We start from the raw sequence: 26164 nt of genomic DNA on the forward strand, positions 1-26164 counted from the left end.
GGTGTGAGCGACCTGACCGTGAACCCCGACACCGTCGCCCGCGCCGGACTGATCGGAGCGCTCGCCGCCGGCGGACTGGGGTACGCGACCGCCGGTCCCGACGGCGGCGCCATCGCGGCGCTGTCGTTCGGCCTCGGCGGGGCGGTCGTGCTCGCGCTCCTCTCGGCGATCGACGCGGTCGTCGGGAAGCCCGACCGCACCGCGTTCCGACCGGTCGCCGCCGTGGCCTGCGCGTTCGCCGGCCTGTTCGTCCTCGCGTCGTCCCCGCCGCTTGCCGGTCGCGTCCCGCTCGCGGGGTATCTCGGTATCGGCGCGCTCGTCGGGGCGGTCGTCGGCGCGACGACGGCGTCGCCGGCGAGCGGGCTCTGGCATGGGACGTACGGCGGCGGCGTCGGCGGGCTCCTCGTGCTCTACGTCGCGATCTACGAGTCGTTCACGATTCGGCCCGCGCTCGGCGGCGTCGTCGCCATCGCGGGCGCGGTCGCACCCGCCGTCCTCGGGCTTCTCGGCGGCCTCGGCGGCGCAGTCGGGGCGGCCGTCGCCGAACGACTCTCGGAGAGGCAGACCGCGACGTAGCTCCCCGCGTCGTTTCTCTGGCGGCGTAGCGTGGGCCCTCGGTTCGGGACGTTAGCTCACCTCACACCGGAGTAAAGGACTTATCGCGCCCGCACAATCGGTCGGTTGACAGAATGCCCTTCCCGAACGTCGCCGACAAGCACCGCGGGGACGCCGTCATCACCCCCGAAAAGAGCGTGGAGTACAGAGATGACCAGTCCGACGCCGGCCCACCGGCGGTGCCCGAGGCGGTCGTCCTCTGCTACAGCAGGGGGTTGATGGAGTACCTGACCGACGCGCGTGACGGGCGCGAGGTCGACTCCTACTACGGCGATCTCTACGTCTTCGACGAGTTCGACGGGCGCGTCGGAGTGATGGGGAACTTCGGCATCGGCGCGCCCACCGCGGCGATGATGGTGGAGGAGCTCGCCGCCGACGGCGTCGAGGCGTTCCTCTCAGTCGGGTTCGCGGGGTGTCTGCAGGACGACGTCGAGATGGGCGAGTTCATCGTCTGCGATCGCGCGATCCGCGACGAGGGTACCTCGCATCACTACGCGGAGTCCGCGAAGTTCGCCCGCCCGACCGAACCGCTGTTCGATCGGATCACCCGAACGCTGGCCGACCGAGACGAGCCGTACCGCGTCGGCCCGTCGTGGACCACCGACGCGATCTACCGCGAGACCGTCCGGGAGGTCGAATCGTACGCGAGCGAGGGCGTCCTCACCGTGGAGATGGAGGCGTCGGCGGTGTTCACCGTGGCCGCCCACCGCGGGGTCGACGCCGCGGCGATGTTCGTCGTGAGCGACTACCTCGGCACCGCCGAGTGGGAGCCGAAGTTTCACCTGACCGAGGACGACATGCGGCGGCTCGGCGACGCGGCCGCCGAGATACTCGCGGACCGCACGGAGTGACGGTCCGCGTTCGCGCCGTCGAAACCCCGGCCCCGCGCCGGATTTATATTCGGCGGGACCCTACCCGTCGGCGTGAACACGCGTACGAGTGCGCTCGACACGCTCGTTTTCGGCGTCGACGTTCAGAGCGGGGACGTGAGGGGTGACGCCCCGTCGTACGCCGTCGTCGCGTTCGACGGCGAGAACGTCGACCGCGACGTGGTCAGCCACCGGAAGCTCCGGCGGCTCATCGAGCGCGAGGAGCCCGCGCTCGTGGCGACCGACAACATGTACGAGCTCGCGCCCGACAAGGACGCGCTCGTCCACTTCCTGAGCGAGCTCCCCGACGGGACGCGGCTCGTACAGGTCACCGGCGCCGAGCGACCCGAACCCCTCTCGCGGGTCGCCTCCCGCCACGGGGTCCCCTACGACAAGAAACCGATGGCCGAGGCCGAGGCGGCCGCCCGACTCGCGGCGGGCAACGTCGGCCACGAGGTGTCGGCGTTCGCCGACACGACCGAGATCAAGGTCTCGCGCGGGCGTTCGACCGGAAAGGGCGGGTGGTCCGAGGACCGCTACACTCGCCGGATCCACGGCGCGGTCCGGAAACGAGCGAGGGAGATCGAGAGCGAACTCGACGGCGCGGGCCTCGACTACGAGCGGGACGCGACCGAGAAGTACGGCGGGCTCTCGAACGCGGTCTTCACCGTCGAGGCCCGCCCGGAGGACATCCCGGTCTCGAACCGCCGGTCGGGCGACGTCCGGGTCGAAGTCGAGCGCGTCCGGCGCGACGGCATCGAGTTCGAACCCCTCGCGAAGCGCCGGGACCACGTCCTCGTCGGGATCGACCCGGGCACGACCACGGCGGTCGCGATCACCGACCTCGACGGGAACGTGCTGGACGTGCTCAGCACCCGCACCGCCGACACCGCCGCGGTCATCGAGTGGATCATCGAGCGCGGCCGGCCGATCGTGGTGGCCGCCGACGTCGAGCCGATGCCCGAGACCGTCGAGAAGATCCGCCGGAGCTTCGACGCCGCCGGGTGGGAGCCGACCTCGGACCTCCCGATCGACGAGAAGCAACACCGGACCCGCGAGCACGACTACGACAACGACCACGAGCGCGACGCGATGGCGGCGGCGCTGTACGCGTTCGACGACCACGAGGACCAGTTCGACCGCATCGTCGAGAAGATCCCGCCGAACGTCGACCGCGGGGAGGTGACCGCACGCGTGGTCGCGGGCGAGGACACCGTCGAGACCGCGCTGGCCGACCTGCTCGAGGACGACGACTCCGAGGAAGAGACGACCGAGCACACGCCCCGCGAGCTCACCGCCGAGGAAAAGCGCATCAAGCAACTGGAGTCGCAGGTCGAGCGCCTCGAAGCCCACGTCGAGGAGCTCGACGACACCGTCGCGGAGAAAGACGACCGGATCGAGGAGTTAGAACAAGAGCTCTCGGAGGCCAGACGCGAGGAGCGCCGGGAGGCCCGCGAGCGCCGGACCGTCACCAGACTCGAACGCGAGAACGAGCGACTGGAGCGCGAACTCGACGAGCGCGAGACCGAGATCGAGCAACTGGAGGGGAAGCTCGACCGGCTCAAACAGCTCTGGAAGCTCGACCACTCGAACTTCAGCGACGTCTCCGAGAAGAAAGCCGGGCTCGCGCCGGTCAAGCCGATCGCGAAGTTCACGAAAGGCGCCATCGAGTCGGCCCACGAGAGCTTCGGGCTGGCGACCGACGACGTGATCTACCTCCGTGATGCCTCCGGGGCGGGGCGATCGACCGCCGAGCGGCTCGCGGAGGTCGACCCGGAGGTCGTGTTGATCGGACGGGGCGGGCTCTCGGACGTCGCCGACGAGATCCTGTTCGACCGCGAGATCCCGGTCGGGCCCGCAGACGACGTGACGATACAGGAGGTCGACGAGCTCGCGGTCGCCCGCGAGAGCGAGATCGAGGCGGTGATCGACGACTGGGAGGACCGCGCCGAACAGCGCCGGAAAGAACGAAAGGCCGATCAGCTCGATCAGCTCATCAGCGAGCACCGCGCCGACCGCGAGTACGATTCGTCGGGCGCGCGTGCGGAGTAGCCCGGCGGACGAGACCGCCGGCCACGAGAGCCCGCGGCACGGTCCCGGAACGCTAAAGCCGCGGGCGGGACACTCCTCGCGTATGGATACCTACGAACTCATCGCGCGCAACACCGACGAGGTCGTCACCGACGAGGAGGTGCGCGAGCTCGCCGAGGCCCCCGAGGGCAAGCGGGTGTACGTCGGCTACGAGCCGTCGGGCGTGCTCCACATCGGCCACATGCTCACCGCGAACAAGCTCATCGACCTCCAGGAGGCCGGCATGGAGGTCGTGGTCCTGCTGGCCGACGTCCACGCCTACCTCAACGGGAAGGGGAGTTTCGAGGAGATAGAGGAGACCGCAGAGAAGATGCGCCAGCAGTTCCTCGCGTACGGCCTCGACGCCGAGCGGACCGAGTTCGTCTACGGCTCGGAGTACCAACTCGACGAGGAGTACGCCCTCGACCTCCACAAGCTCGAACTCGACACCACGCTCAACCGCGCCCAGCGCGCGATGGCCGAGATTCAGGGCGACGAGACCGCGAAGGTCAGCCACGTCGTCTACCCCCTGATGCAGGCGCTCGACATCGAGTACCTCGATCTCGACCTCGCGGTCGGCGGCCTCGACCAGCGGAAGGTCCACATGCTGATGCGCGAGGAGTTGCCCGAGATCGGCTACGACGCCCGGCCGTGTCTCCACACGCCGATCCTCGCGGACCTCGGGACCGGCGAGGGGAAGATGTCGAGCAGTTCGGGCGTCACCATCTCGATGGAAGACAGCCCCGAGGACATAGCGGAGAAGGTCAACTCGGCGTTCTGTCCGCCGACCCGCGACCCCGAGGGCGACCTCGAAAACCCCGTGCTGGAGATCTTCCGGTACCACGTCTTCCCGCGGTTCGAGACGGTCGTCGTCGAGCGCCCCGACGAGTACGGCGGGGATCTGGAGTACGACGACTACGAGTCGCTGGCGGCGGACCTCGAGGGCGGCGAGCTCCACCCCGCGGACGCGAAAGGCGCGCTGGCCGAGTACCTGAACGAACTCGTCGCGCCCGGCCGCGAGAAACTCCGGGAGCTCGAAGAGTAGCCGCCGCGTCCCGGTCCTAACAGCTCGCGTATAGAAGCTCGCTTCACCAAGCACTCAAGTTTCCGTCAGTCGTTCGGTCCGATAGCCATGCACGCCGAGACGCGCGCGGGAGCTGGCGCTCGACGCCAGTTAGCTCCCGTCGACGGGGGATGAGTCGCATCGACCGCCGAGAGGTTCTGGCCGCCGCCGGATCGACGCTGGCCGCCGTGCTCGCCGGCTGTCAGGGCGGGGGCGCCGACCGGTCGACGACCGCGACGACCGCGGAGACGCCGACCGAGACCGCCGGAGACGCGGACGCGACGACCACCGCGGACGCGGCCGACCCGAAGCGCCGCGCCCGGGAGTTCGTCGGCCTGATCGACGAGGGGGCCTACGAGCGCGCCCACGACCGATTCAACCAGACTGCCGCCGAGCAGATCAGCCCCGACCAGTTAGCACAGCTCTGGACCGGGCTCGAAGACCAACTCGGCGACTTTCTGTCGCTGTCGGAGCTCGAGACCGTCGAGCAGGACGGCGTCGACGTGGTGACCGGGATCGCGACGTTCGAGAACGGTCGCCGCGAGGTCGAAATCTCGTTCGGCCCGGAGGGGATCGCGGGGTTCTGGATCCGGCGAGTCACGGGCGAGTGGTCGGCGCCGTCGTACGCCGACGAGTCGGCGTTCACCGAGCGTGCGGTCTCGCTGGAAGCGACCGACGACTGCACGCTGGGCGGGACCCTGACGGTGCCCGAGGGCGTCGAGGAGGCGCCGGGGGTCGTGCTCGTCCACGGGCAGGGCCCGAGCGACCGCGACGGCACCGTCGGGCCGAACAAGCCCTACAAGGACCTCGCGTGGGGGCTGGCCTCCCGAGGGGTGGCGGTCCTCCGATACGACAAGCGCACGCAGGCCTGCGACGTCGATTTCGCGGACGTGACTATCGACGAGGCGGTGACCGACGACGCGCTGACCGCGATCGAACGGCTCCGCGAGACCGACGCGGTCGCCGCCGACGACGTCGTCGTCGCGGGCCACAGCATCGGCGCGACGCTCGCGCCCCGGATCGCGGCCCGGGACGGCGACCTCGCCGGCGTCGTCATGCTCGCGCCGCTGGCCCGGACCGTGACCGAGGCGATCACCGACCAGAGCGAGTACCTCGCCGAGCGCGACGGCACGGTGACCGACGCCGAGCGCGACCAACTCGACCAAGCCGAACGCATCGTCGAGCAGATTCGGTCGGGGAACATCACGGACGAGGAGGTCGTCTACCTCGGCGGCGACGAGTACTGGCGGAGCCTTCGGGAGTACGACGCCGTGGCGGCCGCCGCGGAGATAGACGCCCCCCGGCTGGTGTTGCAGGGCGAGCGCGACTATCAGGTCACCGTCGAGGAGGACCTCGCGGAGTTGCGCGAGGCGCTCGGCGAGGACCCGGGCGTCAGCTTCCGGACGTACCCCCGGCTCAACCACCTGTTCATGCCGGGCGAGGGAAAGCCCGGACGGGGAGAGTACTTCCGGGAGAACCACGTCGCCAAAGCGGTCGTGACCGACGTCGCGTCGTTCGCGGCCGAGGTCACCGCCGAGGGGACGACGACCGTCGAGTAGCCGACTACTCGAAGCCCCCGCCCATCATCCCACCCATCCCGAAACTCGCCAGCAGTCCCGAAACGAGCCCCCACGCGGTCAACACGAAGCCGAGCACGACCAGCCCGATGCCGGCCGCGATGATCAGGTTCTGAAGGGCGATGACGCCGACCCCAGCGACCAACAGGAGCACCCCGACGATGCCTTTCGCGCCGAGTTTGTCCAACATACCGTGGCCTGCGCCGGGCGGCGACTTAAAAGCCGTTGCTCCGGGACGATGGTCGTAGCCGCGCTGCGGCGGATTTAAACGTCCCCGCGACGAATGCGGGCACATGAGTGACAACGACGGCGGACGGCGGAAGAACCTCCGCATGCCCGAAGACGACGAGGTGTTCGCCACCGTCACTAACATGCTGGGCGCGAACCGCGTGAAGGTGCGATGCGCCGACGGACAGGAACGAACCGCTCGGATCCCGGGCAAGATGCAAAAGCGCATCTGGATCCGGGAAGACGACGTGGTACTGGTCGAGCCGTGGGACTGGCAAGACGAGAAAGCCGACATCACCTGGCGCTACGAGAAGCAGGAAGCCGACCAGCTTCGGGAAGAAGGCCACATCCAGTAGAACCGTTTGCTGGGGGCGCGCCACAAGCGGCGCGCCCTTGCAAAACGTTCATGAAAACCACGGGGTCACCCCCCTCGCGCCCTCGCTTCGCTCGGGCGCTCGCCCGAGGGTTCCTCGATTCGCTCGCCCGGGCCTGCCCTCGCTCGCGGGGCGAGCGCTGGTGCTCGCTGTGGACTGTCGGGACGAGCGATTCGGCGGACGGCTCGGCGGCGCGAATCTGGGTATTCGCCGTTCGGTACCGAAGCCCACCCTTTTATCGCTGGGCGCGCTAGGTCGGGGTAGATGACCGAGGAGTACGGGCTACTCGAACCCGAGAACGCCGACGGCGTCGGCGACGAGTGGGAGGAGATCGACGTATCCGACACCGAGGCCGACAAGGTCCAGCGCCAGCGCGACCGGGAGTTCAATCAGTTCCGCGAGCGGCTCAAGAACACCGAGCAGTTCAAAGTTGAGCAGTCGGTGTTCGACGACGCGACGCTCGGGGCCCTCTACAAGCTCGTTCAGGACGGCTACGTCGACGCGTTCGGCGGGCCCATCTCCTCGGGGAAAGAAGCGACCGTCTACCTCGCTCTCGGCGGGGAGGCGTACGGCGAGGTCGCGGTCAAGATCTACCGGATCAACGCCTCGGACTTTCGGGACATGCGCGAGTACCTCGTCGGCGACCCCCGGTTCGAGGAGTTGGGCGGGAACAAAAAGCGGGTCGTACTGGCGTGGACCCGCAAGGAGTTCGCTAACCTCAAGCGCGCCGCAAAGGCGGGCGTCCGGGTCCCGACCCCGATCGCGGTCGAGCGAAACGTCCTCGTGATGGAGTTTCTGGGCGACGACGGCGACCACGCCCCCACGCTCGACGACGCCCACCTCGAAAACCCCGAGACCGCATTCGAGGTGGTCCGAGAGTACATGCGCCGGCTCTACGACGTCGGGCTGGTCCACGGCGACCTCAGCGAGTACAACATCGTCGTCCACGACGGCGAACTCTGTTTCATCGACCTCGGACAGGCAGTGACGGTCCACCACCCGAACAGCGACGACTTTCTGACCCGCGACTGTGCGAACGTCGCGTCGTTCTTCCAGCGACAGGGGATGGACGTACACGGCGACGATCTGGAGGCGTGGATCCGCGAGAACGCCGACCCCGACCGGTAGACGAAAGGTTCAAATTGCCGACGCGAGTAGCTGTCTCCGATGAGTCTCGCTCTCCGCGCTTGGCGCTGGCGCTCGCCCGGAGAGCGGACAGTGTCGTGACCGACGGCGCACCGGCCTCACCGGGCGCCGACGGCGGCGGCGCTCACTCGCTTTCTCGCGCACCGACCGCCGACCGACAGCGACCAGTCACGACACCATGCCAGCACACGACACCGACGAGAGTACAGTCACGCCCGAGACGGTCGAAGGCGACGTCGACTACCGAGAACTCTGCGAGCGCTTCGGCGCCGAGCAGGTGACCGACGAACAGCGATCGCGCTTTCCCGATCCGCACCCGATGGTCCGCCGAGGAGTGTTCTTCGCGGGGCGGGACGTAGACCGGTTTCTCGACGCGGTCGAGCGGGGCGACCGCGTCTCGGTCGTGACCGGCGTCGGCCCCTCCGGACCGATGCATCTGGGTCACGCCATGCAGTTCTACCACGCAAAGCACCTCCAAGAGCAGATCGGCGCGTCGGTCTACGTGCCGCTCTCGGACGACGAGAAATACTTCACGAAGGACCTCTCGCTCGGGGAGATCGGCGAGTACGCCCGCCAGAACCTCCGGGACCTCCTCGCGGTCGGCTTCGACCCCGAGCGGACCCGGATCGTGATCGACACCGCAGACGCCGACGTGATCTACCCGCTTGCGGTGCGGTTCGCCGAGCGGCTCACCCAGTCGACGGTCGAGGCGACCTACGGCAGTCCGGACAACGTCGGCCAGTCGTTCTACCCGGCGGTCCAGATCGCCCACCTTCTCGTGCCCCAGTTACTCCGCGGGCGACACGACACCCTCGTCCCCATCGCGGCCGATCAGGACCCCCACGTCCGACTCGCCCGCGATCTCGCCGCAAAGGAGGCCGTCGACGCCGACAAGCCCGCGGCCCTGCTGAGCAAGTTCCTGCCGACCCTCGACGGGCCGGGCAAGATGAGCAGTTCCGACGACGCGCCCGCGATCCACCTGACCGACGACCGCGAGACCGTCGAGCGGAAGGTGCGAGACCACGCCCACTCGGGCGGCCGATCGAGCCTCGCGGCCCACCGCGAACACGGCGGCGACCCCGACGCGGACGTGGCCTACCAGTATCTCGCGTTCTTCTTCGAGGACGACGACGAACGGCTGGAACGGCTCGCCGAGGCGTACCGGGCCGGCGAGTTGCTGAGCGGGGAGCTCAAGGCCCACGCGTCCGAGCGCATCGCTGACTTCCTCGAAGCCCACCGCGCGCGGCGGGCGGCGCTCGGCGACCTCGAAGCCGAACTGGAGCCGTATCGGCTCACCGCCGACGAGCGCGCGCGAGCGCGACCGGCCGGGACGGACCTGTTCGGGTGAGTCGGCCGACGGGGCGGACCGGGCGGGTCGCGCGGCCGGGAGCCGCCCCGGCCCAGCGGCGCGGACAAAGGCTTAAAACGCTCCGAGCGACTAAAGCTACGCATGCAACATGTGAAGATTCCGCAGGACCGAATCGGCGTTCTCATCGGGGAGGGAGGCGAGACGATGCGCGAGATCGAGAGCCGCGCGGAGGTGCGACTCGACATCGACTCCGAGAACGGGAAAGTCGAGGTCGAGAAGACCGGCGACCCCATCCGAGGGCTCAAAGGCCCCGAGATCGTGAAGGCCATCGGCCGCGGGTTCGCGCCCGAGGAGGCGCTGTCGCTGCTCGACGACGACATGATGATGTTCGACCTCATCGACGTCGACGCCGCCGCCCGGAACAAGAACGACCTCGAACGCCAGAAGGGACGTCTCATCGGCGAGAACGGCCGGACGCGCGAGCTCATGGAGGAGCTGACCGGCGCGAGCGTCGTGATCTACGGCACCACGATGGGAATCATCGGCAACCCCACGCAGGTCGACGTGGTCCGGAGCGCCGCCGAGATGATCCTGGACGGCGCGCCCCACGGCTCGGTGTACTCGTTCCTCGAACGCAAGCGCAACGAGATGAAACGCCAGGGGATGGAGTTCCACCAGTTCACCGGGTAGTCGATCGGCGGGCCGCTCGTCCCGTCTGAGCCGCGTCGGATATTTTCGCCGTGCCGAGAAACCCGGAGCGTTCGCCGCCGAGCGGGCGGTCTCGGATTAGTATATAAACATACCGTGATAACTGTTCCCACAATGCGTTTCCGTATCTGTGCGGTCGATTCTCACGACCCTTAGGAAAAGATTTATGTAGAATGGCAATCAATCGTTGAACCGAACATGGCACAGCGAATGGGCAACCAGCCGATGATCGTACTTTCCGAGGACAGCCAGCGTACCCAAGGAAAGGACGCACAGTCGATGAACATCACCGCCGGGACCGCGGTCGCGGAAGCCGTCCGGACCACACTCGGTCCCAAAGGGATGGACAAGATGCTCGTCGACTCGACGGGCGACGTGGTCGTCACGAACGACGGCGTCACCATCCTGAAGGAGATGGACATCGAGCACCCCGCGGCCAACATGGTCGTCGAGGTCTCCGAGACCCAGGAGAACGAGGTCGGCGACGGCACGACCTCCGCGGTCGTCGTCGCGGGCGAACTCCTCGAGAAGGCCGAGGAGCTCCTCGATCAGGACATCCACGCGACCACGCTCGCACAGGGGTACCGTCAGGCCGCCGAGGAAGCCAAAGACATCCTCGAGGAGAAGGCCATCGACGTCGACGCCGACGACACCGAGACCCTCGAGAAGATCGCCTCGACGGCGATGACCGGCAAGGGCGCCGAGAACTCCAAAGACTACCTCGCCGAGCTCGTCGTCCGCGCGGTCCAGAGCGTGGCCGACGACGACGGCATCGACACCGACAACGTCAAAGTCGAAACGGTCGTCGGCGGCTCGATCGACCAGTCCGAACTGGTCGAGGGCGTCATCGTGGACAAAGAGCGCGTCCACGAGAACATGCCCTACTTCGTCGAGGACGCGAACATCGCGCTGGTCGACAGCGCCCTCGAGATCAAAGAAACCGAGATCGACACCGAGGTCAACGTCACCGACCCCGACCAGCTCCAGCAGTTCCTCGACCAGGAAGAAGAACAGCTCCGCGAGATGGTCGACCAGCTCGCCGACGTCGGCGCCGACGTCGTCTTCGTCGACGGCGGCATCGACGACATGGCCCAGCACTTCCTCGCCGAGGAGGGCATCATCGCCGTCCGGCGTGCGAAGTCTGACGACCTCGACAAGCTCGCTCGCTCGACCGGCGCGAACCTCGTGAGCAACGTCGACGACATCGAGGACGACGACCTCGGCTTCGCCGGGAGCGTCGCCCAGAAGGACGTCGGCGGCGACCAGCGCATCTTCGTCGAGGACGTCGAGGAGGCCAAGTCGGTCAGCCTCATCCTTCGGGGCGGCACCGAGCACGTCGTCGACGAGGTCGAGCGCGCCATCGAGGACAGTCTCGGCGTCGTGCGCGTGACCCTGGAGGACGGCAAGGTCGTCCCCGGCGGCGGCGCGCCCGAGACCGAGCTCGCCCTCCAGCTTCGCGACTACGCCGACTCGGTCGGCGGGCGCGAGCAGCTCGCGGTCGAGGCGTTCGCCGACACCCTCGAAGTCATCCCGCGCACCCTCGCAGAGAACGCCGGTCTCGACCCGATCGACTCGCTCGTGGACCTCCGTAGCCAGCACGACGGCGGCGAGTTCACGGCGGGGCTGGACGCCTACACCGGCGACATCGTCGACATGGAGTCCGACGGCGTCGTCGAGCCCCTCCGCGTGAAGACCCAGGCAATCGAGTCCGCCACCGAGGCGGCCGTGATGCTGCTGCGCATCGACGACGTCATCGCGGCGGGCGACCTCTCGGGCGGTCAGGTCGACCCCGACGACGGCGGCGACGACGCGGGCGGCCCCGGCGCCGGCGGCCCCGGCGGCATGGGCGGCGGCATGGGCGGCATGGGCGGTATGGGCGGCATGGGCGGCGCAATGTGAAACAGGCCCACAGCCAACTCACATAACCCCCACCGCACCCGCCGACCGCACCGCCTCGCCCGACGTTCGGGCCGAACCGTTCGCTGTCGACTGACTGCACTCGGAATCAGTCGTTTTTTCGACGCTCACGTCCCCAGTCGCGGCTCGAGCCGTCGGGAGAGACGCGGCCGGCGGTTCAGGAGAAGTCGCTCAACAGGGTGTTCGAGACCAGCTTCGAGACCCCGCGTCGGACGCGCTCGGAGGCCGACTGACCGCTGACGCCGAGCCGGTCGCCCAGTTCGTCGAGCGACACCTCTCGGGGCACGCCGAAGTAGCCCGCACGCTCGGCGGTCACCAGCGCCTCGCGCTGTTCGGCGCTGAGGCCGAACTCGTCTTCGAGCTCCGACTCACCGGGCGTGTAGAGCCGATCGAGGCTGAAAGAGACGTCGCGGTCGGCGCAAAACTCCCGCATTCGGACGACCGACTCCCGATCGGGGAACCGAACCCGGCGTTGCCACCGCTCGTGGGTGCCGGTGGCGGCCAACGGCGCGGCGCCGAGCCGCTGGTACTCCGGGTAGATCGAGACGAGGTTCTCGACGGCGAGTCGGGTCCGATAGAGCCGCTTGCCCCCGAGTTCCTCGATGACGGTGCTGGTCCGGATGGTGTCGTCGCGGTCGAGGCCCGCCTCGAGGGCGTCGAAGTTGCCCCCCGACGCCCAGAAGACGAACACCGGGGTGCTCGACCGACTCGCCATCTGGTGTTCGAGTTCGACGGTCATCTCTCGGGCGGCCCCGAGCGCGGTCGACAGCAGGAGGTCCGGGGATCGGAGCGAGAACTCCGCGATGAGACTCATTTGCATCACACTTCTCTCGCTTTGTTGAAAATTTACCGGTCAGTGGACAACTTCGTGACGATTTCGAGATATCGTCAGTCTTTGATGTCGAGCTCGAACTGCTCGTGCTCGCTGGCGGCGTTCAACACGACGCTGGTGTTGCTCTCTTTGATGTCGGGGTCGTTGAGGAGCGTCTTGATCTGGGCGTTCATGCCGTCGGTGTCGGTGAACTTCCCGACCGCGATGATGTCGTAGTCGCCGGTGACCTCGTAGACGCTGATCATCTGGTCGTGTTCCCGGAGTCGGCCGGTCACGTCCGGGAGCGCGTCGCCCTCGACCTTGAGCTGGACGATCGCGGTCACGTCGTAGCCGAGCGCGTCGTAGTCGACTCTCGGGGTGTAGCCGTCGATGACGCCCTCGGATTCGAGATCCTGGAGATGGTTCGACACCGTCGTCACCGACACGTCCAGATCCTCCGCGAGGCTCCGGAGGCTGGCTCGACCGTCGCCCAATAGCGCGTTCACTAACTTCGCATCGAGGTTTTCGTACGTCATTACGTTCACAGACGGACGCCACCCTTTAGAATTTTACGAACATCCAATTCTGGCCGCGAGTAACAGAATTGCGCGGACCAGTAACGTTTTAATAGTAGAGATAGTGGTGTATACCGACGACAAAGATGACGGATGGACAAATGGAAGCCGGCGACGAATCGGGGCTGACAGAGGCCGAACGGGACGTACTCGACAAGATCGAAGCGGAGAACGTGGACTTCGTGCGCCTGCAGTTCACGGACATCACCGGGACGGTCAAGAACGTGAGCGTGCCCGCCTCGCAGGTCGAGAAGGCCTTCGACGAGGGCATCTGGTTCGACGGTTCCTCGATCGAGGGGTTCGTCCGGATCCAAGAGAGCGACATGCGTCTCGAACCCGACCCCGAGACGTTCCAGATCCTGCCGTGGCGCTCGAACGGCGAGACCGCGAGCGCTCGGCTGATCTGCGACGTGGTCAACACCGACGGGACGCCGTTCGAGGGCGGCCCGCGCCAGGTGCTAAAGAGCGTCCTCGCGGAGGCCGAGGAGATGGGCTACAGCGTCTCTATCGGCCCCGAGCCCGAGTTCTTCCTGTTCGAGAAGGACGAGGACGGGAACGCGACGACCGAGCCCCACGACGCCGGCGGGTACTTCGACCTCGCGCCCAAGGACCTCGCGAGCGACGTCCGCCGCGAGATCATCTTCACCCTCGAACAGATGGGTTTCGAGATCGAGGCCAGCCACCACGAGGTCGCAGAGGGTCAACACGAGATCAACTTCAAGTACGACGACGCGCTCGGCACGGCCGACAACATCGCGACGTTCCGCGCGGTCGTCCGGGCGGTCGCCGAGCAGAACGACCTCCACGCGACGTTCATGCCCAAGCCAATCGGCGAGATCAACGGCTCGGGCATGCACAGCCACATCAGCCTCTTCGACGAGGACGGCAACGCCTTCGCCGACGAGGACGACGAGTTCAACCTCAGCGAGACCGCCTACAAGTTCATGGGCGGCGTGCTGAACCACGCCCAGGCGTTCACCGCGGTCACCAACCCGACGGTCAACTCCTACAAGCGCCTCGTCCCCGGCTACGAGGCGCCGGTGTACGTCGCGTGGAGCGACGTGAACCGCTCGGCGCTCATCCGGGTTCCCGACGCCGCGGGCGCCAGTTCGCGGTTCGAGATCCGGAGCCCCGACCCGTCGTGTAACCCCTACCTCGCGCTGGCGGCGGTCATCAAGGCCGGACTCGCCGGCATCGAGAACGACGCCGACCCCGGCGAGCCGGTTCGGGAAGACATCTACGAGTTCGACGAGGCAAAACGCGACGAGTACGGCATCACCACCCTGCCGGGGAGTCTCGGGCAGGCGCTCGACGAACTCGAAGACGATCCGGTCATCGAGGCGGCGCTGGGCGACCACGTCACCGAGAAGTTCCTCCAGGCCAAGCGGACGGACTTCGCCGACTACAAGGCCCACGTCTCCTCGTGGGAGAAAGAGAAGTACCTCGAGAAGTTCTAGGTCGGCGTCTCGCCGCTCGCTCTTTTCACGCGCTCGACCGCCACCGGGAGCAACAGAATCACCGGCGGCACCACCAGATTCAACACGAACACCGCCGCCAGCGACGCCGACAGGGAGTTGCCGGCGTAGCCGAGCGCGCCCAGCCCCGCGAGCGTCGCGAGCGCGACGCCGGGGCCGACCCGGCCGCGCGAGGCCACGCCGAACGCCGACCACGCCGCGGTCGCGCCGAGGACGCCCGCGACGATGGCGACGGCGTCGGGGGTGAGCCCGTTGGTCGCCAGCGCCCCCGCGGCGACCGCCGACGCGACCGCGAACCCCCGTCCGGGCTCCCAGTCGGTCGCCCGGACGAGCAGGCCGAGGTACGCCAGTCCGACCGCGACGCCGACGACGACATCGACCGTGTAGTGGACGCCGATGACCACCCGAGAGGTCGCGACCACGGCGACCGCGGCCCCGGCGACGAGGAGCCGCTGGGCCCGGGTCCCGCGGTCGAGCACGAGCGCGAGTACCACCCACAGCACCGACGAGCCGACGGCGTGGCCGCTCGGGAAGCCGTAGCTGTCGGCGTGGCCGACGTGGAGTTCGGCCGGCGGGCGGGGCAGGCCGAACAGCCCCTTGAGCGCGACCGTCAGCGCGAGCGCGCCAAGCACCGCCGCGAGCACGAACGCTCCGCGGTCGCGGTCCTCGTACCAGTAGACGAGCGCGGTCGCGACGAAGATGAACCACGCGTCGCCGAGCTGGGTCAGGACGACGAACGCCTCCCGGATCACCTGCGGGAGCGCCTCCGCGAGCGCGTCGACGACCCCGAGTCCGCGTCCGTTCATTCGGACGAAGTTCGACGCCCCGGAGAGTTATACCCTACGACCGGATGTCCCCGATTCGGTCGGCGATGCGCTTGGGGAGCCCGAGCGCGCCGATCCCGAACCCGAACAGCACCATCAGGACGTACAGTCCGAGCGTCGAGAGCCACACCACCAGCATCGCGGCGATGGCCCACCCGCCGGTCAGTTCGAGGAACGCGGCGACGGTCATCGCGGTCCCGTACAGCAACACGAGGTACGGCCCCCAGCCCCGAGCGCGGCCCCGGCGGAGCTGGGACCGGACGTACTGTTTGAGCTCGGACTCGACCTCCGGCTTCTCGACCGTCCGGGCCTCGATGTCCTCTTCGAACGATTCGACGTCGGCGCGCAGCTCCCGGAGCTCCTCGCGGAGCTCGACGATGTCGGGAGCGGACTCGTCGTCTGTCATGTATTGGGCGAGTAACTCCTGTTTGCGTTCGAGCCGGCTGTCCTCCTCGTCTTCGATGCGCTCGGCGTAGCTGCCCCGCTCGGCGAGCACGGTGTTGACCACCGCCCCGAGGAGCAAGACGATGCTCCCGAAGTACAGCCACGTCACCAGCAGGATGGCGGTGCCGAGAAACTGCGACGGGCTGGTCGAGCTGACCCCCGCGTAGACCCGAAACAGCACCTGCAGGACCGTCCAGCCGACGGTCGCGACCACCGCGCCGGGAAGCGCCTCCCGGACCGACACGCCGTCGTCCGGGAAGACGACGTACAGCGGAAGGAAGACTGGGACCAGCGCGACCAGTTGGATCAGCGTCGACAGGAGGTCGACGAACGGAAACGCCGGGAACAGCGCGGTCGCGGCGCCGGTCAACACGACGACGACGACCGCGAGGCCGATGGCGACCAGCACGATCACGGCGTCTTTGAGTTGGTCGAGGAGACCGGACGAAGAGACCGTCGCGTAGATGTTCGAGAACGCCGTATCGAGCCCGCGAAACACCTTGAGAGTACTCCATCCCAGCACGAGCAGTCCGATGAGCGTCGTCCCGCTCCCGCCGGCGGGGTTGAGGACGAACTCCCGGAGCTGGGCCTGACCGGTCGCGGTCAACAGCCCGGAGGCCTGCGTGACGACGCGCTCGGCGAACGCCTCGCCCGCCACGAACGACGTGACGACGAACGCGAGCAACAGCGCGGGGATGAGCGAGACGAACGCGTAGTAGGCGAGGCTCGCCGCCAGAAACGTGATCTCCTGCTCTCGGGCCTCCTCGACGACCGAGCGACCGACTGACACGACAGTTCCGAGACTGGGCACGCGACTTATTTCGCTCACCGGATACAAATATTCATTGGCACTTCCCGCGAGTCGGAGGCCGACCGTCGGATCACTCCGGGCGGGTCGCCTCGCGGATCTCGGTGACCGTCGCGGGCGTCTTGAACGTCGTCCCGCCGTAGTGGGCGCCCGAGGCCACAAAGCCCGCCGCCCGGAGCCGGTCGAGGAACGTCTCCATCTTCGCGGCCGACCGAGTCCACTCCTTGCAGAGCCGGTGTTGGTCGTAGTGGGTCGGCTCGTGGAGTTCGGCTTCGAGGTCGTCGAGCAGTCGCCGCGCCCGGGTCGCGGTCCCCATGTCGTCGGTCACCGCCTCGCGGACCGCGGCCACGAAGTCGGCGTCGTGGGTGGGGCCGAGCCACACCGGCCCGGCGGTCAGGAGTCGCTCGCCGCCACACGCCGGACAGACGTCGAGCGGGTCGGCGACGAGGCCCGTCTCGTGCTCGCGGTAGAGGCAGTCCTCGCAGTGGTAGACGTGACCCAGTTGGTCGATCGCCGCGTTGGCGTCGGTCGCGCTGTGGTCGAGTTCGAGGTACGTCCGAACGTAGTGGTTGGTGGCGTGGGTGAGGATGGGCGTCACGCCCGCGTCGTACCGGGCGGCGGTGCGGGCGAGCGCCGACAGCAGGATCCGGACGCCCATCTCGGCGTGGTAGTCGGTGTTCCGGGGGACCGCACTGTACTTGCGGACCCCGCTCTCGAAGTGGGCGCCACAGAGCGGCGCGGTGTCGGTCGCGGTCACGCAGACCAGATCGCGGGTGTTGGCGAACGCGGCGTCGGCGAACGGCATCGGCGTCCCGAACGGGTCGATGTCGACCACGTCGAACACCGAGTCGTGGAGCACGACGTTGGCGTCGCCGTGGACCACCTCGGCGTCGAGTCCGTTGCGCTCGAGATTCCGCCGACAGAGGTCGACCGCGTCGGCGTCGATGTCGGCGAGCGTGGCGGTCCAGCCCTCGGCGGCCGCCCGGACGCCCCGGACCCCGCTGGCCGCCATCGCGTCGAGGTACGACTCGGCGCGCGGTTCCCGGTCGCGGTAGGCCCGCAGGGTCGCCACGGTCAGATCGCGGTTCAGCTCCTGGACGGGGTTGAAAAACACCTCGTCGCCGATCCCCTCCTCGCCCTGTTCGGGGACCTCGACCTCGACCCCGCCCTCGGTCACGTTCATGATGCGGACTCGGGGCTCCCGGGCGAAAAACGGTGCGGGTTCCGCAGGCGACAGAAGATTGATACGAGTCGCGGACGCACGTCCGCGTATGGTCCCCGAATCAGACGACCGCGGCTGTCCGAAGTGCGACCACACCGAGACGGAAGTCGGCACCATCTCGACGACCGGCGGCGGCCTCTCGAAGATGTTCGACATCCAGACGAACAGCTTCAAAGTGGTGTCGTGTACGAACTGCGGCTACTCGGAGCTCTACCGGGACACGACGTCCGGGTCGAGCGACATCGTCGACGTGTTCCTCGGATGACGGCCGTCGGAGCGTCGTTGCTCGTCGTCGTCGCGCTCGCGGTCGGCGCCCCGCTCGCGCTCTACGCGCTGGTTCGGGCCGAGCGCGGCGAGCGCGAACGCATGGACCGCGAGGACGCAGAGCGGGTCGCCCGCCGCGACACCCGCGACCGGAAGTGACCCCGGGCGTCGCGACACCGGAATCTGTTTAGGCCCGCCGTTCGAACCCTGCAGGCGTGCTCCCGGCTCCCAGCGTCGAGCGCGACCGCTCGCCCCCGCTCGGGCGGTGGTCGCCGTGAACGCGGTCGAGCGGTGGCAGACCGACCTCGCCGAGGCCGGGACGCTCGAACCCGGCGTCACCGACCGCATCCTCTCGGTCCACGGCGACCGCGGCGCCCGGGCCATCGAGGCCGTCTCGGAGGGCCGGGTCAAAGAGTACCGGGACTTCACCGTCGTGGTCGGCCACGACGACGAGTACGTCGTCGAGGGACAGGGGTGTGGCTGTCGGGACAGCGAGTACAACCTCGACCCAGGGGACCCGACCGAACTCTGCTGGCACGTCATCGCGGTCGCCATCGCCGAGCGGGTCGGCGAGGTCGACGCCCACGACATGTGGTACTCCGACGTGCGAGATTTCCTCTAGTCGTCGGCGCAGATGTCGACGAAGTTCCGGAGGATCGTCAGCCCGGTCTCGCCGCTCTTCTCGGGGTGGAACTGCGTCCCGAAGACGGTGCCCGACTCGTCGGCGACGATCGCTGGGAACTGGATCTCGTAGTCGGTGGTCGCGACCACCGCGTTCTCGTCGTCGGGCTCGGCGTAGTACGAGTGGACGAAGTAGGCGTACTCGCCGTCGACGCCGTCGACCAGCGGGTGGTCGCGCCGGACCGAGAGCTGATTCCACCCCATGTGGGGGACCTTCTGGCCCTCGGCGAACCGGACGTTGGTTCCGGGGACGAAATCGAGCCCTCGGACGTCGCCCTCGCCGGCGCGCTCGGCCTCCTCGCTGGTCGTGAGTAGCATCTGCATCCCGAGACAGATGCCGAACACGGGCGTGCCGGTCTCGGCGACCTCGCGGAGCGGCTCGCGGTACGGGCCGGCGTTCTCGACGCCCTCCCGGAACGCGCCGACTCCCGGTAAGACGACGCCGTCGGCCGACTCGAACGCCGCGGGATCGTCGCTGATCTCGACGCTCGCGCCGGCCCGCTCGAGGCCGCGGGTGACGCTCCGGAGGTTCCCCAGTCCGTAGTCGACGACGACGACCGACGCGAGGTCGCCGCGCTCTCGGTCGCGGGCGCGCTGCGTACTCATGGTCGAACGTGGGCGCGGCGCGGCCAAGTTCCTTTCCCTTGGCCGGCCGTCGCCGTGCCGGTCGGCGCGCGGAGCCCCGGCCTCCTCGCGATCGAGCCCGGAATTCGACGATAGATATATAGAAAAAATAGGAAGATTTAACCGACATCTGTCTGAGGATTCAGACGACTCACCCATGGAACGGCGTACATTCCTCACGTCGACGGCTGCGGTCGGAACGCTCGGCCTCACGGCCGGTTGTATCGGAAACCTCTCGGGCGGTGGCAACAGCGAGACGGTCAACTTCATCCTGTCGCCAGCCGAGTCCGACGTCGACGTCCAACAGCAGTACGAGCCGCTTTTCACCCACCTCGAAGAGGAGGCGGGCGTGACGATCGAGTCCAACGTAGCGAAAGACTACGCCGCGGTGCTTCAGGCGCTCGACAGCGGACAGGCCGATATCGCCGACGCCGCGCCCGCGGTCGCGATCGAGGGCGACAATCAGGGCTCGACCGACGTGATGGGCATCCGAGTCGCGTACGGCGCCGCCAAGTACTTCTCGTTCATCACCACGCTCGCGGACAACGACATCGAGTCGCTCGAAGACCTCGAAGGCGAGACCATCGCGTTCGCGGACTCGCTGTCGACGAGCGGTTCGCTGTTCCCGCTGTACATGCTCAGTCAGGCGGGCCTCGACGTGGGCGACGCCCCGCAGGGCGACCCCGCCGACTTCAAAGGCCAGTGGTCCGACCACTCGACCGCACGGGAGACGCTCGTCAACCGCGATCCCGTGATGGCCGCCGGCACCGGCGCGTTCTCGACGATCACCCACGTCCCCAAGAGCCAGCTCCCCGACCGCGTGAAAAAGTACAACCCCAGCGTCGAGGACGCCGGCAGCGAGGACCCCCAGCTGGACCTGCTGCAGGCGTCCGATCCGATCCCGCGCGCGCCGATTCTGGTCCGACGCGACTGGGAGGCAGACGCCCGCGACGGCGTTCGGGAGGCGCTGTTGAACGCCGAAGAGAGCGACCTCGTCGACGAGAACGCCGAGGAGGAACTCTGGTTCACCGGCGTCAACGAAGGCTCCGTGAGCGACTACGAGCCCGTTCAGAAAGTCATCGACGAACTGGGCCTCGAACTCGGTCAGGTCTAAACTCACACTCGATCGCATTGTTTTAGACCCAGTACTCTCCCATTAGAGATAGGCGGACTCGGACGGGACCGGCCCGTACCGAACAGAGACCTAAGCATGAGCACGATCACAGTCGAGAATCTCACCAAGACCTACGGCGACGTGGAAGCGCTCGTCGACATCTCCTTCGAGATCCCGGACGGCGAGTTCGTCGTCCTGCTCGGGGAGTCGGGAGCCGGTAAGTCGACGCTGCTTCGCTGTCTGAACGGCCTGACCTCGCCGACCGAGGGGACGATCAGCATCGGCGACGAAGAGATAACCGGGCCGCGAGACGACGTGGCGATGATCTTCCAGCAACACTACATCATCGGCCAGATGAGCGCGTACGGCAACGCGCTCACCGGGTCGCTCAACCGGACGCCGTTCCTCCGGAGCCTGCTCCAGCGCAACGACCGCGCGGACAAGATCGAGGCGCTGAACGCGCTCGACACCGTCGGCCTCCTCGACGAGGCCGGCCAGCGCGCCGAGCGGATGAGCGGCGGCCAGCAACAGCGGGTCGGCATCGCGCGGGCGCTCGTCCAACAGCCCAGCCTCCTGCTGGCCGACGAGCCCGTCGCGAGCCTCGACCCCGCGAGCGCCGAGACGGTGATGGGGTACATCCGGGACGCGGCCAAGAGCCGCAACCTGACGACCATCGCCAGCCTCCATCAGGTGAACCTCGCCCGGGAGTTCGGCGAGCGGTTCGTCGGCCTGAAGGACGGCGAACTCGTCTTCGACGGCTACCGCGAGGACCTCACCGTCGACGTCATCGACCGCATCTACGGCAACATCGAGACCAGTTCGATCCGAAACGAGCGGGAGGCGAACGCATGAGCGTCGACACCGACGACGTCAGCGACCGGGTCACCGAGCGGCTCGGCGACCTCAAGCGGATGAAGCGCATCCGGCGGTTCGGGATGCTCCTCGTCGTGGCGCTGGTCGGCGTGCTGTTCAATCTGGCGCTCGATCAGGTCGGGTTCTCTATCGGCGAGATCATCTACTACTGGCCCTCGTTCCGGGAGGCGCTCGGGCAGTTCTTCCCGACGACGACGTACGTCGGCGGGCTCGTCTTCCTCGATTTCGACGCCTACTGGGCGTTCATCGTCGAGCGGGGGCTGTTCGGCAAGGCGATCATCACCCTCTCGATGGGCTTTGCGGGCACGCTACTCGGGCTCCCCGGGGCGTTGCTCCTGGGCGTGCTCGGTAGCGAGCGCGTGACGCCGTTCCCGTTCAACTTCATCTTCCGCGGGATGATGAGCACCATCCGCGCGATCCCGGCGCTGGTGTGGGCGCTCATCTACATCCCGCTCGGGGGCGTCACCCCGTTCACCGCGACCCTCGCGATCGGCACCGACACGATGGGCAACCTCGGGCGCCTGTTCACCGACGCGCTCGAAGAGGTCGAGACCGGGCCGATCGAGGCGATCGAGTCCACCGGCGCCGACCGCCGACAGACGATCGTCTTCGGCATGCTGAGTCAGGTCGTGACGCCGTTCATCGCGTGGACGATGTACATCCTCGAGATCAACGTCCGGATCGCGGTCACGATGGGGCTGATCGGCGGCGGCGGTCTGGGGTACGTCCTCTCGACCGAACGCGGGCTGTTCCACTACACCAACATGATGGCGACCATCCTCGTCATCCTCGTGTTGGTCATCAGCGTCGAGATGATCAGCCAGCGCACCCGGTCGTACATCCGGGCCGACGACGACGCCGAGACCAAGGGACTGCTCCAGCTACTGACGGAGTTCCCCCAGCGGATGGCCGAGTCGATGTGGCGGTAGAGTCGGCAACTCGCCCCGTCGGCGGCGCGGGGTCGGCCCTCGTTTTCGGGCTCTCAGAAGTCGCCGAGTTGCGACTGGCCGCCGGCTCCCCCGTCGCCCGCCATCGCGGCGGCCTTCTCGAGTGCGGCGTCGAGGGTCTCCTCCTGACTCCGGTCGTACAGCGTCGCGGCGGGGTGGACGCAGATCAGCACGTCCCGATCGGCGCCCCCGAGCGTCGCCCGCTCGATCGTGCCGGCCTCGCTGGTGACCGCCACGTCCCGTTCGAGCAGGTGCTCGCTGGGCACCTTCCCGAGCGCGACCACCACGTCGGGGTCGATCAGTTCGATCTCGGCTTCGAGGTACCCCCGACAGTTTTCGAGTTCCTCGCCGGTGGGGTCGCGGTTCTCGGGCGGGCGACACCGCACGCAGTTGGTGATCCGGACGTCGGCCCGCGCCAGCCCCTTCTCGCGGAGCGTGTCGTCGAGGATCGTCCCGCTCCGGCCGACGAACGGCTCGCCATCTCTGTCTTCCTGCTCGCCCGGCCCCTCGCCGACGAACAGCACGTCGGCGTCCGCGGGGCCGGTCCCGTTGACGATGCGACTCCGGGACTCGACCAGCGCCGGACAGTTCGTACACGCGGTCACGTCGAGTCCGTCCATGTCTCCCATGAGCGGGGACACGGGCCGGGGATAGTAAGTGTCGGTGGCCTGCGGTCGGCCGTCACTCCGCCCGGCGGAGGTCGTCGCCGGCCCGGGCCGCGAGCCGGGCCACCCGGAGCGGTTCGGGTCGGCCGCCCTCGGGCGTGAACGCCCGGACGAGGTCGCGGGCGGCCCCGGCGTCGAGACCGACCGACCGGACGAACACGGTCTGGTCGTTGACCGCGAGGCGCTCACGGGGCGGCTGAGCCTCTAAGGTTTCGAGTCGGCGGTCGAGCGCCTCGCCGTCGAACTCGGCGGCCAGCGCCTCGCGGAGCCCCGGACTCGCCTCGAAGGTGACCGAGACGACCGGGCGGTCGACGGCGTCGGCGAGCCGCCGGAGGTCGACGACGTTGTACCACGCCAGCGCGATCCCCGCGACGAAGACGTATCTCGCGTCCTCGCGGTCGAGTCGGTCGAAAAGGTCGATAACTGCGTCGGTGGCGTCGAGACCGCCCACGGTGGCGGTGGCGTAGGCGAACCCGTCCGCGACGCGGTCGGCGCGGACGACCGCGCCCGCGAGTGTGGTCTGTTCCGCCCGATAGGATTCCGCGACGCCCAGCGCTCGAACGCCGGGTTTCACCGGTCAGGCCTCGTTTTCCTCGTCTTTGATGTCTTTGAGACGGTCGATGAGTTCGTCGTTCGACGCGCCAATTTCGAAGTCCACGCTGCCTTCGTGGGAGTTTTCTTCGGTGTTGACGCCGCTGTCGTCGTCGAAATCAGAGTCGTACTCCTGATTGTCCTGTTCGGACTCGTCGTAGCTCCCAAATCCCATGGCTGATTGATACTACACGCTTGGGTCACTAAAGTCTCCCGCCCGCCCGTCAGGCTTTTGAGAGGAGGGCGTAAACAGTCCGCTATGGAGGTCTACAACGTCACCGACGACGCCGAGACGTTCACGTCGAACGCGTTTCTGGCGGTCGGCGACCGAACGGTGCTGGTCGACGTCGGGAGCATGCCGGGCGTCGTCGACGTCGTCCGCGAGCGCGTCGACGACGTCGACGCGGTAGTGCTCACCCATCAGCACGGCGACCACGTCGGGGAACTCGACGCGGTGCTCGACGCGTTCGAGCCCGAACTGCTGTGTTACGACGATCATCCGCGCCGGACCCGCGAGCTTCACGACGGCGACATCGTCGAGATCGGCGACGAGACGTTCGAGGCGGTGTACTCGCCGGGTCACGCCGACGACCACCTCGCGTTCGTCTCCGAGCGGACGATCTTCACCGGCGACGTGGTGACCTACAGCGACGGCGCGTTCGACGACGGGAGCTTCGGTCGGACCGACGCCCCCGGCCAGTCGCGCGAGCGGGAGATCAAGAGCATTAGAGAGATCCTGACGCGACTCCCCGCCAGCGTCGAGCGCATGTACGCCGGGCACGGCGAGTCGTTCCACGGCGACGTGACCGCGGTCATCGAGCGCGCGCTGGAGCGGGCCGAGCGCCGCGAGCCAAAGTACCCCGACGAGTAGCCCGGCGTCGGCGCTGTTCGGACGCGAGAGACGGTCGAGAAGCGACAGTCCGCGATCAGGCGTTGCGCGGCTCTTTGCTCTTGGGCCGGAGGTTGCCGTAGCCGCACTTCCGGCAGTTGTCGGCCTCTTTGGGGTTCCGGGCGTTACACCGCATGCAGATCATCTTGTCGAGGATTCGCGACTCCGCCTTCTCGAAGCTAGCCATAGGGGTGCGTTGGCCGCCGCCGCGTTTAAACCTTACCGAGTGGGCTCGGCGGGGCGCCGTCTCGGCGACTACGGCGAGTCCTCGCCGGCGTCGAGGTACTCCTGCTGGACCGCCACGATGTCCGCGGAGTCTTCGCAGTCGGCGTACCTCCGGAGGGGCTCGGCGTTGAGGTCCAGAAACGTCTCGCCCCACGTAAACTTCGAGAGGATCGCCTCGGCGTGCTCGCGCTCGCCGAGGATCGTCAGGGCGCCGGCGAACGCCTCGACGGTGTTGAGTTCGAAGGGCGTCCCGTAGTTGACGGGGTTGGCCGCGACCAGAAACGGGAGCGCGCGGTGGACCCCGGGCATCTCGAACAGCGCCCGCTCGGCGGTCTCCCACGAGCAGTCGAGCGCGACCAGCCGGTCGGTCTCGGCGCGGTCGGCCGGCGAGAGCGCGCGCTCGGCGTGGGGGTTCAGGACGATGCCGTAGGGCGTCTCGCGGTCGCTCCGGTGGAGCTCGGCGAGGTCGAAGCGCGCGAGCTTGCGCGCCGTGCACTTGTCTGGGTCGTCGTCGCCCTCGTACCGGACGTGGAGGTTCACTGGCGGGAGGTAGGCGCGTCCGAGTCAAAAGTCGCTCGGAGGGCGATACGCCCCGAGCGCGGCCGCCGTCGAGCCGAGAATCAGACCAGTTTTGTACCCCGAAACAGACAGCCCATCTGTGCCGCGGTTCGACTACCCGTGTCCCGACTGCCGGACCACCACCAACCTCCACGGCCCCGACTGCCGGTTCGAGGGCGAGGAGTGGGCCGACATCGAGAAGGCCTACACGGACGTCGTGGCGGTCCTCTCGGGCGGGCCGCGAGGAGCCGACGACCTCCGGGAGGCTGTCCACGGGGCGTGGGACAAGCTCCACCAGGCCGCCGTAGAGCGACTCCAGCACGAACAGCGCGTGCTGGAGACCGAGAGCGGCGACCTCCAGTTGCTGACCGCCGAGGAGTACAAAGAGCACGTCACCGACCCGACCATCGAGCCGATCAAGACCGTCGCCCAGAAGGGGTCGGTGCCGGGCGCCCACGACAACGCCGTGTTCGCGATGATCGCGTGGTACGAGATGGTCGGCCTCTCGTGGGACGAGACCCGCGAGCGGGTCGTCGACTGGCTCCGCGAGACCGGGACGTGGTCCCGGGGCGGGTTCGAGGAGTCCTCGCCCGAGGAGCTGGTGGCCCGCAAACGCCACGTCTACGAGTCGGGGTACGGCTGGAAGGAGAAGGCCGAGGCCGCGAAGGCTGTCATCGACCGAAGCCTGTAATCGCCGG

The 26164-nt window shown here is 68.0% G+C and carries 31 protein-coding genes; 19 read left to right on the forward strand and 12 right to left on the reverse strand.

The genetic code is table 11. The features are described from left to right. Nucleotides 1-3: 3 nt before the first annotated feature. The 5 genes from EPL04_RS09250 (at nt 4) to EPL04_RS09270 (ending at nt 6176) form a co-directional block, all read left to right on the forward strand. Complete coding sequence (locus EPL04_RS09250; protein WP_134671055.1) at nt 4-576, forward strand: hypothetical protein; 573 nt, start codon at nt 4-6, stop codon at nt 574-576. Nucleotides 577-689: 113 nt separating this feature from the next. Further along, entirely contained in the window at nt 690-1466 is a 777-nt protein-coding gene (locus EPL04_RS09255) for a nucleoside phosphorylase (protein WP_134671056.1), read from the forward strand. A gap of 72 nt (nt 1467-1538) precedes the next feature. Beyond that, nucleotides 1539-3536, forward strand: a complete 1998-nt coding sequence (locus tag EPL04_RS09260; RefSeq protein ID WP_134671057.1) for a DUF460 domain-containing protein — start codon at nt 1539-1541, stop codon at nt 3534-3536. Between the two features lie 82 nt (nt 3537-3618). Then, nucleotides 3619-4599, forward strand: a complete 981-nt coding sequence (locus tag EPL04_RS09265) for a tyrosine--tRNA ligase (protein ID WP_134671058.1) — start codon at nt 3619-3621, stop codon at nt 4597-4599. Nucleotides 4600-4748: 149 nt separating this feature from the next. After that, complete coding sequence (locus EPL04_RS09270) at nt 4749-6176, forward strand: alpha/beta hydrolase (RefSeq protein ID WP_134671059.1); 1428 nt, start codon at nt 4749-4751, stop codon at nt 6174-6176. 4 nt (nt 6177-6180) lie between these two features. On the opposite strand, the gene EPL04_RS09275 is transcribed toward EPL04_RS09270, so the two are convergent. Beyond that, entirely contained in the window at nt 6181-6384 is a 204-nt protein-coding gene (locus EPL04_RS09275; protein ID WP_134671060.1) for a DUF7470 family protein, read from the reverse strand. Between the two features lie 103 nt (nt 6385-6487). On the opposite strand from EPL04_RS09275, the gene eif1A reads away from it, so the two are divergent. The 5 genes from eif1A to thsA all read left to right on the forward strand — a co-directional run bounded on the left by eif1A (nt 6488) and on the right by thsA (nt 11858). Further along, the gene (gene eif1A / locus EPL04_RS09280) at nt 6488-6778 is read left to right on the forward strand and encodes a translation initiation factor eIF-1A (protein WP_134671061.1); all 291 of its coding nucleotides are present in this window, start codon (nt 6488-6490) and stop codon (nt 6776-6778) included. Nucleotides 6779-7060: 282 nt separating this feature from the next. Beyond that, nucleotides 7061-7924, forward strand: a complete 864-nt coding sequence (gene rio1, locus EPL04_RS09285; RefSeq protein ID WP_134671062.1) for a serine/threonine-protein kinase Rio1 — start codon at nt 7061-7063, stop codon at nt 7922-7924. 196 nt (nt 7925-8120) lie between these two features. Then, nucleotides 8121-9290: a tryptophan--tRNA ligase gene (locus tag EPL04_RS09290; RefSeq protein ID WP_134671063.1), complete on the forward strand. Its 1170-nt coding sequence runs from the start codon at nt 8121-8123 to the stop codon at nt 9288-9290. Nucleotides 9291-9392: 102 nt separating this feature from the next. Further along, a complete protein-coding gene (locus tag EPL04_RS09295) occupies nt 9393-9941 on the forward strand; it encodes a KH domain-containing protein (RefSeq protein ID WP_134671064.1) in 549 nt (182 codons plus the stop codon). 216 nt (nt 9942-10157) lie between these two features. Next, nucleotides 10158-11858: a thermosome subunit alpha gene (gene thsA, locus EPL04_RS09300; protein WP_368276175.1), complete on the forward strand. Its 1701-nt coding sequence runs from the start codon at nt 10158-10160 to the stop codon at nt 11856-11858. Nucleotides 11859-12033: 175 nt separating this feature from the next. Here thsA and EPL04_RS09305 read toward each other — a convergent pair whose 3' ends face one another. Both EPL04_RS09305 and lrp read right to left on the reverse strand, forming a co-directional pair. Continuing rightward, nucleotides 12034-12690, reverse strand: a complete 657-nt coding sequence (locus EPL04_RS09305; RefSeq protein ID WP_134671065.1) for a helix-turn-helix domain-containing protein — start codon at nt 12688-12690, stop codon at nt 12034-12036. Between the two features lie 74 nt (nt 12691-12764). Next, complete coding sequence (gene lrp, locus EPL04_RS09310) at nt 12765-13223, reverse strand: HTH-type transcriptional regulator Lrp (RefSeq protein ID WP_134671066.1); 459 nt, start codon at nt 13221-13223, stop codon at nt 12765-12767. A gap of 125 nt (nt 13224-13348) precedes the next feature. Between lrp and glnA the strand changes: the two genes are divergently transcribed. Then, the gene (gene glnA / locus EPL04_RS09315; RefSeq protein ID WP_134671067.1) at nt 13349-14719 is read left to right on the forward strand and encodes a type I glutamate--ammonia ligase; all 1371 of its coding nucleotides are present in this window, start codon (nt 13349-13351) and stop codon (nt 14717-14719) included. On the opposite strand, the gene EPL04_RS09320 is transcribed toward glnA, so the two are convergent. From EPL04_RS09320 to EPL04_RS09330, 3 genes are all read right to left on the reverse strand, one after another. Further along, on the reverse strand, nt 14716-15543 hold the full coding sequence (locus EPL04_RS09320; protein ID WP_134671068.1) for a phosphatase PAP2 family protein: 828 nt from the start codon (nt 15541-15543) through the stop codon (nt 14716-14718). The two genes, glnA and EPL04_RS09320, sit on opposite strands and share 4 nt — an antisense overlap. Nucleotides 15544-15577: 34 nt before the next feature. Continuing rightward, the gene (locus EPL04_RS09325; protein WP_244605529.1) at nt 15578-16795 is read right to left on the reverse strand and encodes a YihY/virulence factor BrkB family protein; all 1218 of its coding nucleotides are present in this window, start codon (nt 16793-16795) and stop codon (nt 15578-15580) included. Between the two features lie 91 nt (nt 16796-16886). Beyond that, nucleotides 16887-17996, reverse strand: coding sequence for a tRNA (guanine(26)-N(2))-dimethyltransferase (locus EPL04_RS09330; protein ID WP_134671070.1), 1110 nt, complete (start codon nt 17994-17996; stop codon nt 16887-16889). Nucleotides 17997-18084: 88 nt separating this feature from the next. Between EPL04_RS09330 and EPL04_RS09335 the strand changes: the two genes are divergently transcribed. The 3 genes from EPL04_RS09335 to EPL04_RS09340 all read left to right on the forward strand — a co-directional run bounded on the left by EPL04_RS09335 (nt 18085) and on the right by EPL04_RS09340 (nt 18921). Further along, a complete protein-coding gene (locus EPL04_RS09335) occupies nt 18085-18300 on the forward strand; it encodes a zinc ribbon domain-containing protein (protein ID WP_134671071.1) in 216 nt (71 codons plus the stop codon). Next, complete coding sequence (locus tag EPL04_RS18735; protein WP_167599448.1) at nt 18297-18458, forward strand: hypothetical protein; 162 nt, start codon at nt 18297-18299, stop codon at nt 18456-18458. The genes EPL04_RS09335 and EPL04_RS18735 overlap by 4 nt, the downstream gene beginning before the upstream one ends. A gap of 115 nt (nt 18459-18573) precedes the next feature. Then, a complete protein-coding gene (locus EPL04_RS09340; RefSeq protein ID WP_209019607.1) occupies nt 18574-18921 on the forward strand; it encodes a hypothetical protein in 348 nt (115 codons plus the stop codon). Here the strand turns inward: EPL04_RS09340 and hisH are convergent. Continuing rightward, nucleotides 18918-19586 (reverse strand): imidazole glycerol phosphate synthase subunit HisH, encoded by a 669-nt coding sequence (hisH, locus tag EPL04_RS09345; RefSeq protein WP_134671073.1) that lies wholly within the window; start codon nt 19584-19586, stop codon nt 18918-18920. The genes EPL04_RS09340 and hisH overlap by 4 nt on opposite strands. Before the next feature lie 175 nt (nt 19587-19761). Here hisH and EPL04_RS09350 point away from each other — a divergent pair, with 175 nt between their 5' ends. From EPL04_RS09350 to phnE, 3 genes are all read left to right on the forward strand, one after another. Beyond that, on the forward strand, nt 19762-20718 hold the full coding sequence (locus EPL04_RS09350) for a phosphate/phosphite/phosphonate ABC transporter substrate-binding protein (protein WP_134671074.1): 957 nt from the start codon (nt 19762-19764) through the stop codon (nt 20716-20718). Nucleotides 20719-20814: 96 nt separating this feature from the next. Further along, nucleotides 20815-21570, forward strand: coding sequence for a phosphonate ABC transporter ATP-binding protein (phnC, locus tag EPL04_RS09355; protein ID WP_134671075.1), 756 nt, complete (start codon nt 20815-20817; stop codon nt 21568-21570). Then, nucleotides 21567-22520: a phosphonate ABC transporter, permease protein PhnE gene (gene phnE / locus EPL04_RS09360; RefSeq protein ID WP_134671076.1), complete on the forward strand. Its 954-nt coding sequence runs from the start codon at nt 21567-21569 to the stop codon at nt 22518-22520. The genes phnC and phnE overlap by 4 nt, the downstream gene beginning before the upstream one ends. Nucleotides 22521-22573: 53 nt before the next feature. Here the strand turns inward: phnE and EPL04_RS09365 are convergent, their stop codons facing one another. From EPL04_RS09365 to EPL04_RS09375, 3 genes are read right to left on the reverse strand one after another with little or no spacing between them, the layout of a single operon-like run. Further along, entirely contained in the window at nt 22574-23167 is a 594-nt protein-coding gene (locus EPL04_RS09365; protein WP_134671077.1) for a uracil-DNA glycosylase, read from the reverse strand. A 52-nt stretch (nt 23168-23219) separates the two neighbouring features. Next, a complete protein-coding gene (locus EPL04_RS09370; RefSeq protein WP_134671078.1) occupies nt 23220-23777 on the reverse strand; it encodes an endonuclease dU in 558 nt (185 codons plus the stop codon). A 3-nt stretch (nt 23778-23780) separates the two neighbouring features. Beyond that, nucleotides 23781-23969, reverse strand: coding sequence for a DUF5786 family protein (locus tag EPL04_RS09375; RefSeq protein ID WP_134671079.1), 189 nt, complete (start codon nt 23967-23969; stop codon nt 23781-23783). Nucleotides 23970-24053: 84 nt separating this feature from the next. On the opposite strand from EPL04_RS09375, the gene EPL04_RS09380 reads away from it, so the two are divergent. Continuing rightward, entirely contained in the window at nt 24054-24665 is a 612-nt protein-coding gene (locus EPL04_RS09380; protein WP_134671080.1) for an MBL fold metallo-hydrolase, read from the forward strand. Between the two features lie 55 nt (nt 24666-24720). Here EPL04_RS09380 and EPL04_RS09385 read toward each other — a convergent pair whose 3' ends face one another. Then, complete coding sequence (locus tag EPL04_RS09385) at nt 24721-24870, reverse strand: 50S ribosomal protein L40e (protein ID WP_134671081.1); 150 nt, start codon at nt 24868-24870, stop codon at nt 24721-24723. Nucleotides 24871-24938: 68 nt separating this feature from the next. After that, on the reverse strand, nt 24939-25448 hold the full coding sequence (locus EPL04_RS09390) for a DUF367 family protein (protein WP_134671082.1): 510 nt from the start codon (nt 25446-25448) through the stop codon (nt 24939-24941). A 118-nt stretch (nt 25449-25566) separates the two neighbouring features. On the opposite strand from EPL04_RS09390, the gene EPL04_RS09395 reads away from it, so the two are divergent. Then, a complete protein-coding gene (locus EPL04_RS09395; RefSeq protein ID WP_134671083.1) occupies nt 25567-26157 on the forward strand; it encodes a DUF7474 family protein in 591 nt (196 codons plus the stop codon). Nucleotides 26158-26164 lie beyond the last annotated feature (7 nt).

The organism is Halorussus marinus, from assembly GCF_004521895.1.
GTDB classification, from domain to species: Archaea; Halobacteriota; Halobacteria; order Halobacteriales; family Haladaptataceae; genus Halorussus; species Halorussus marinus.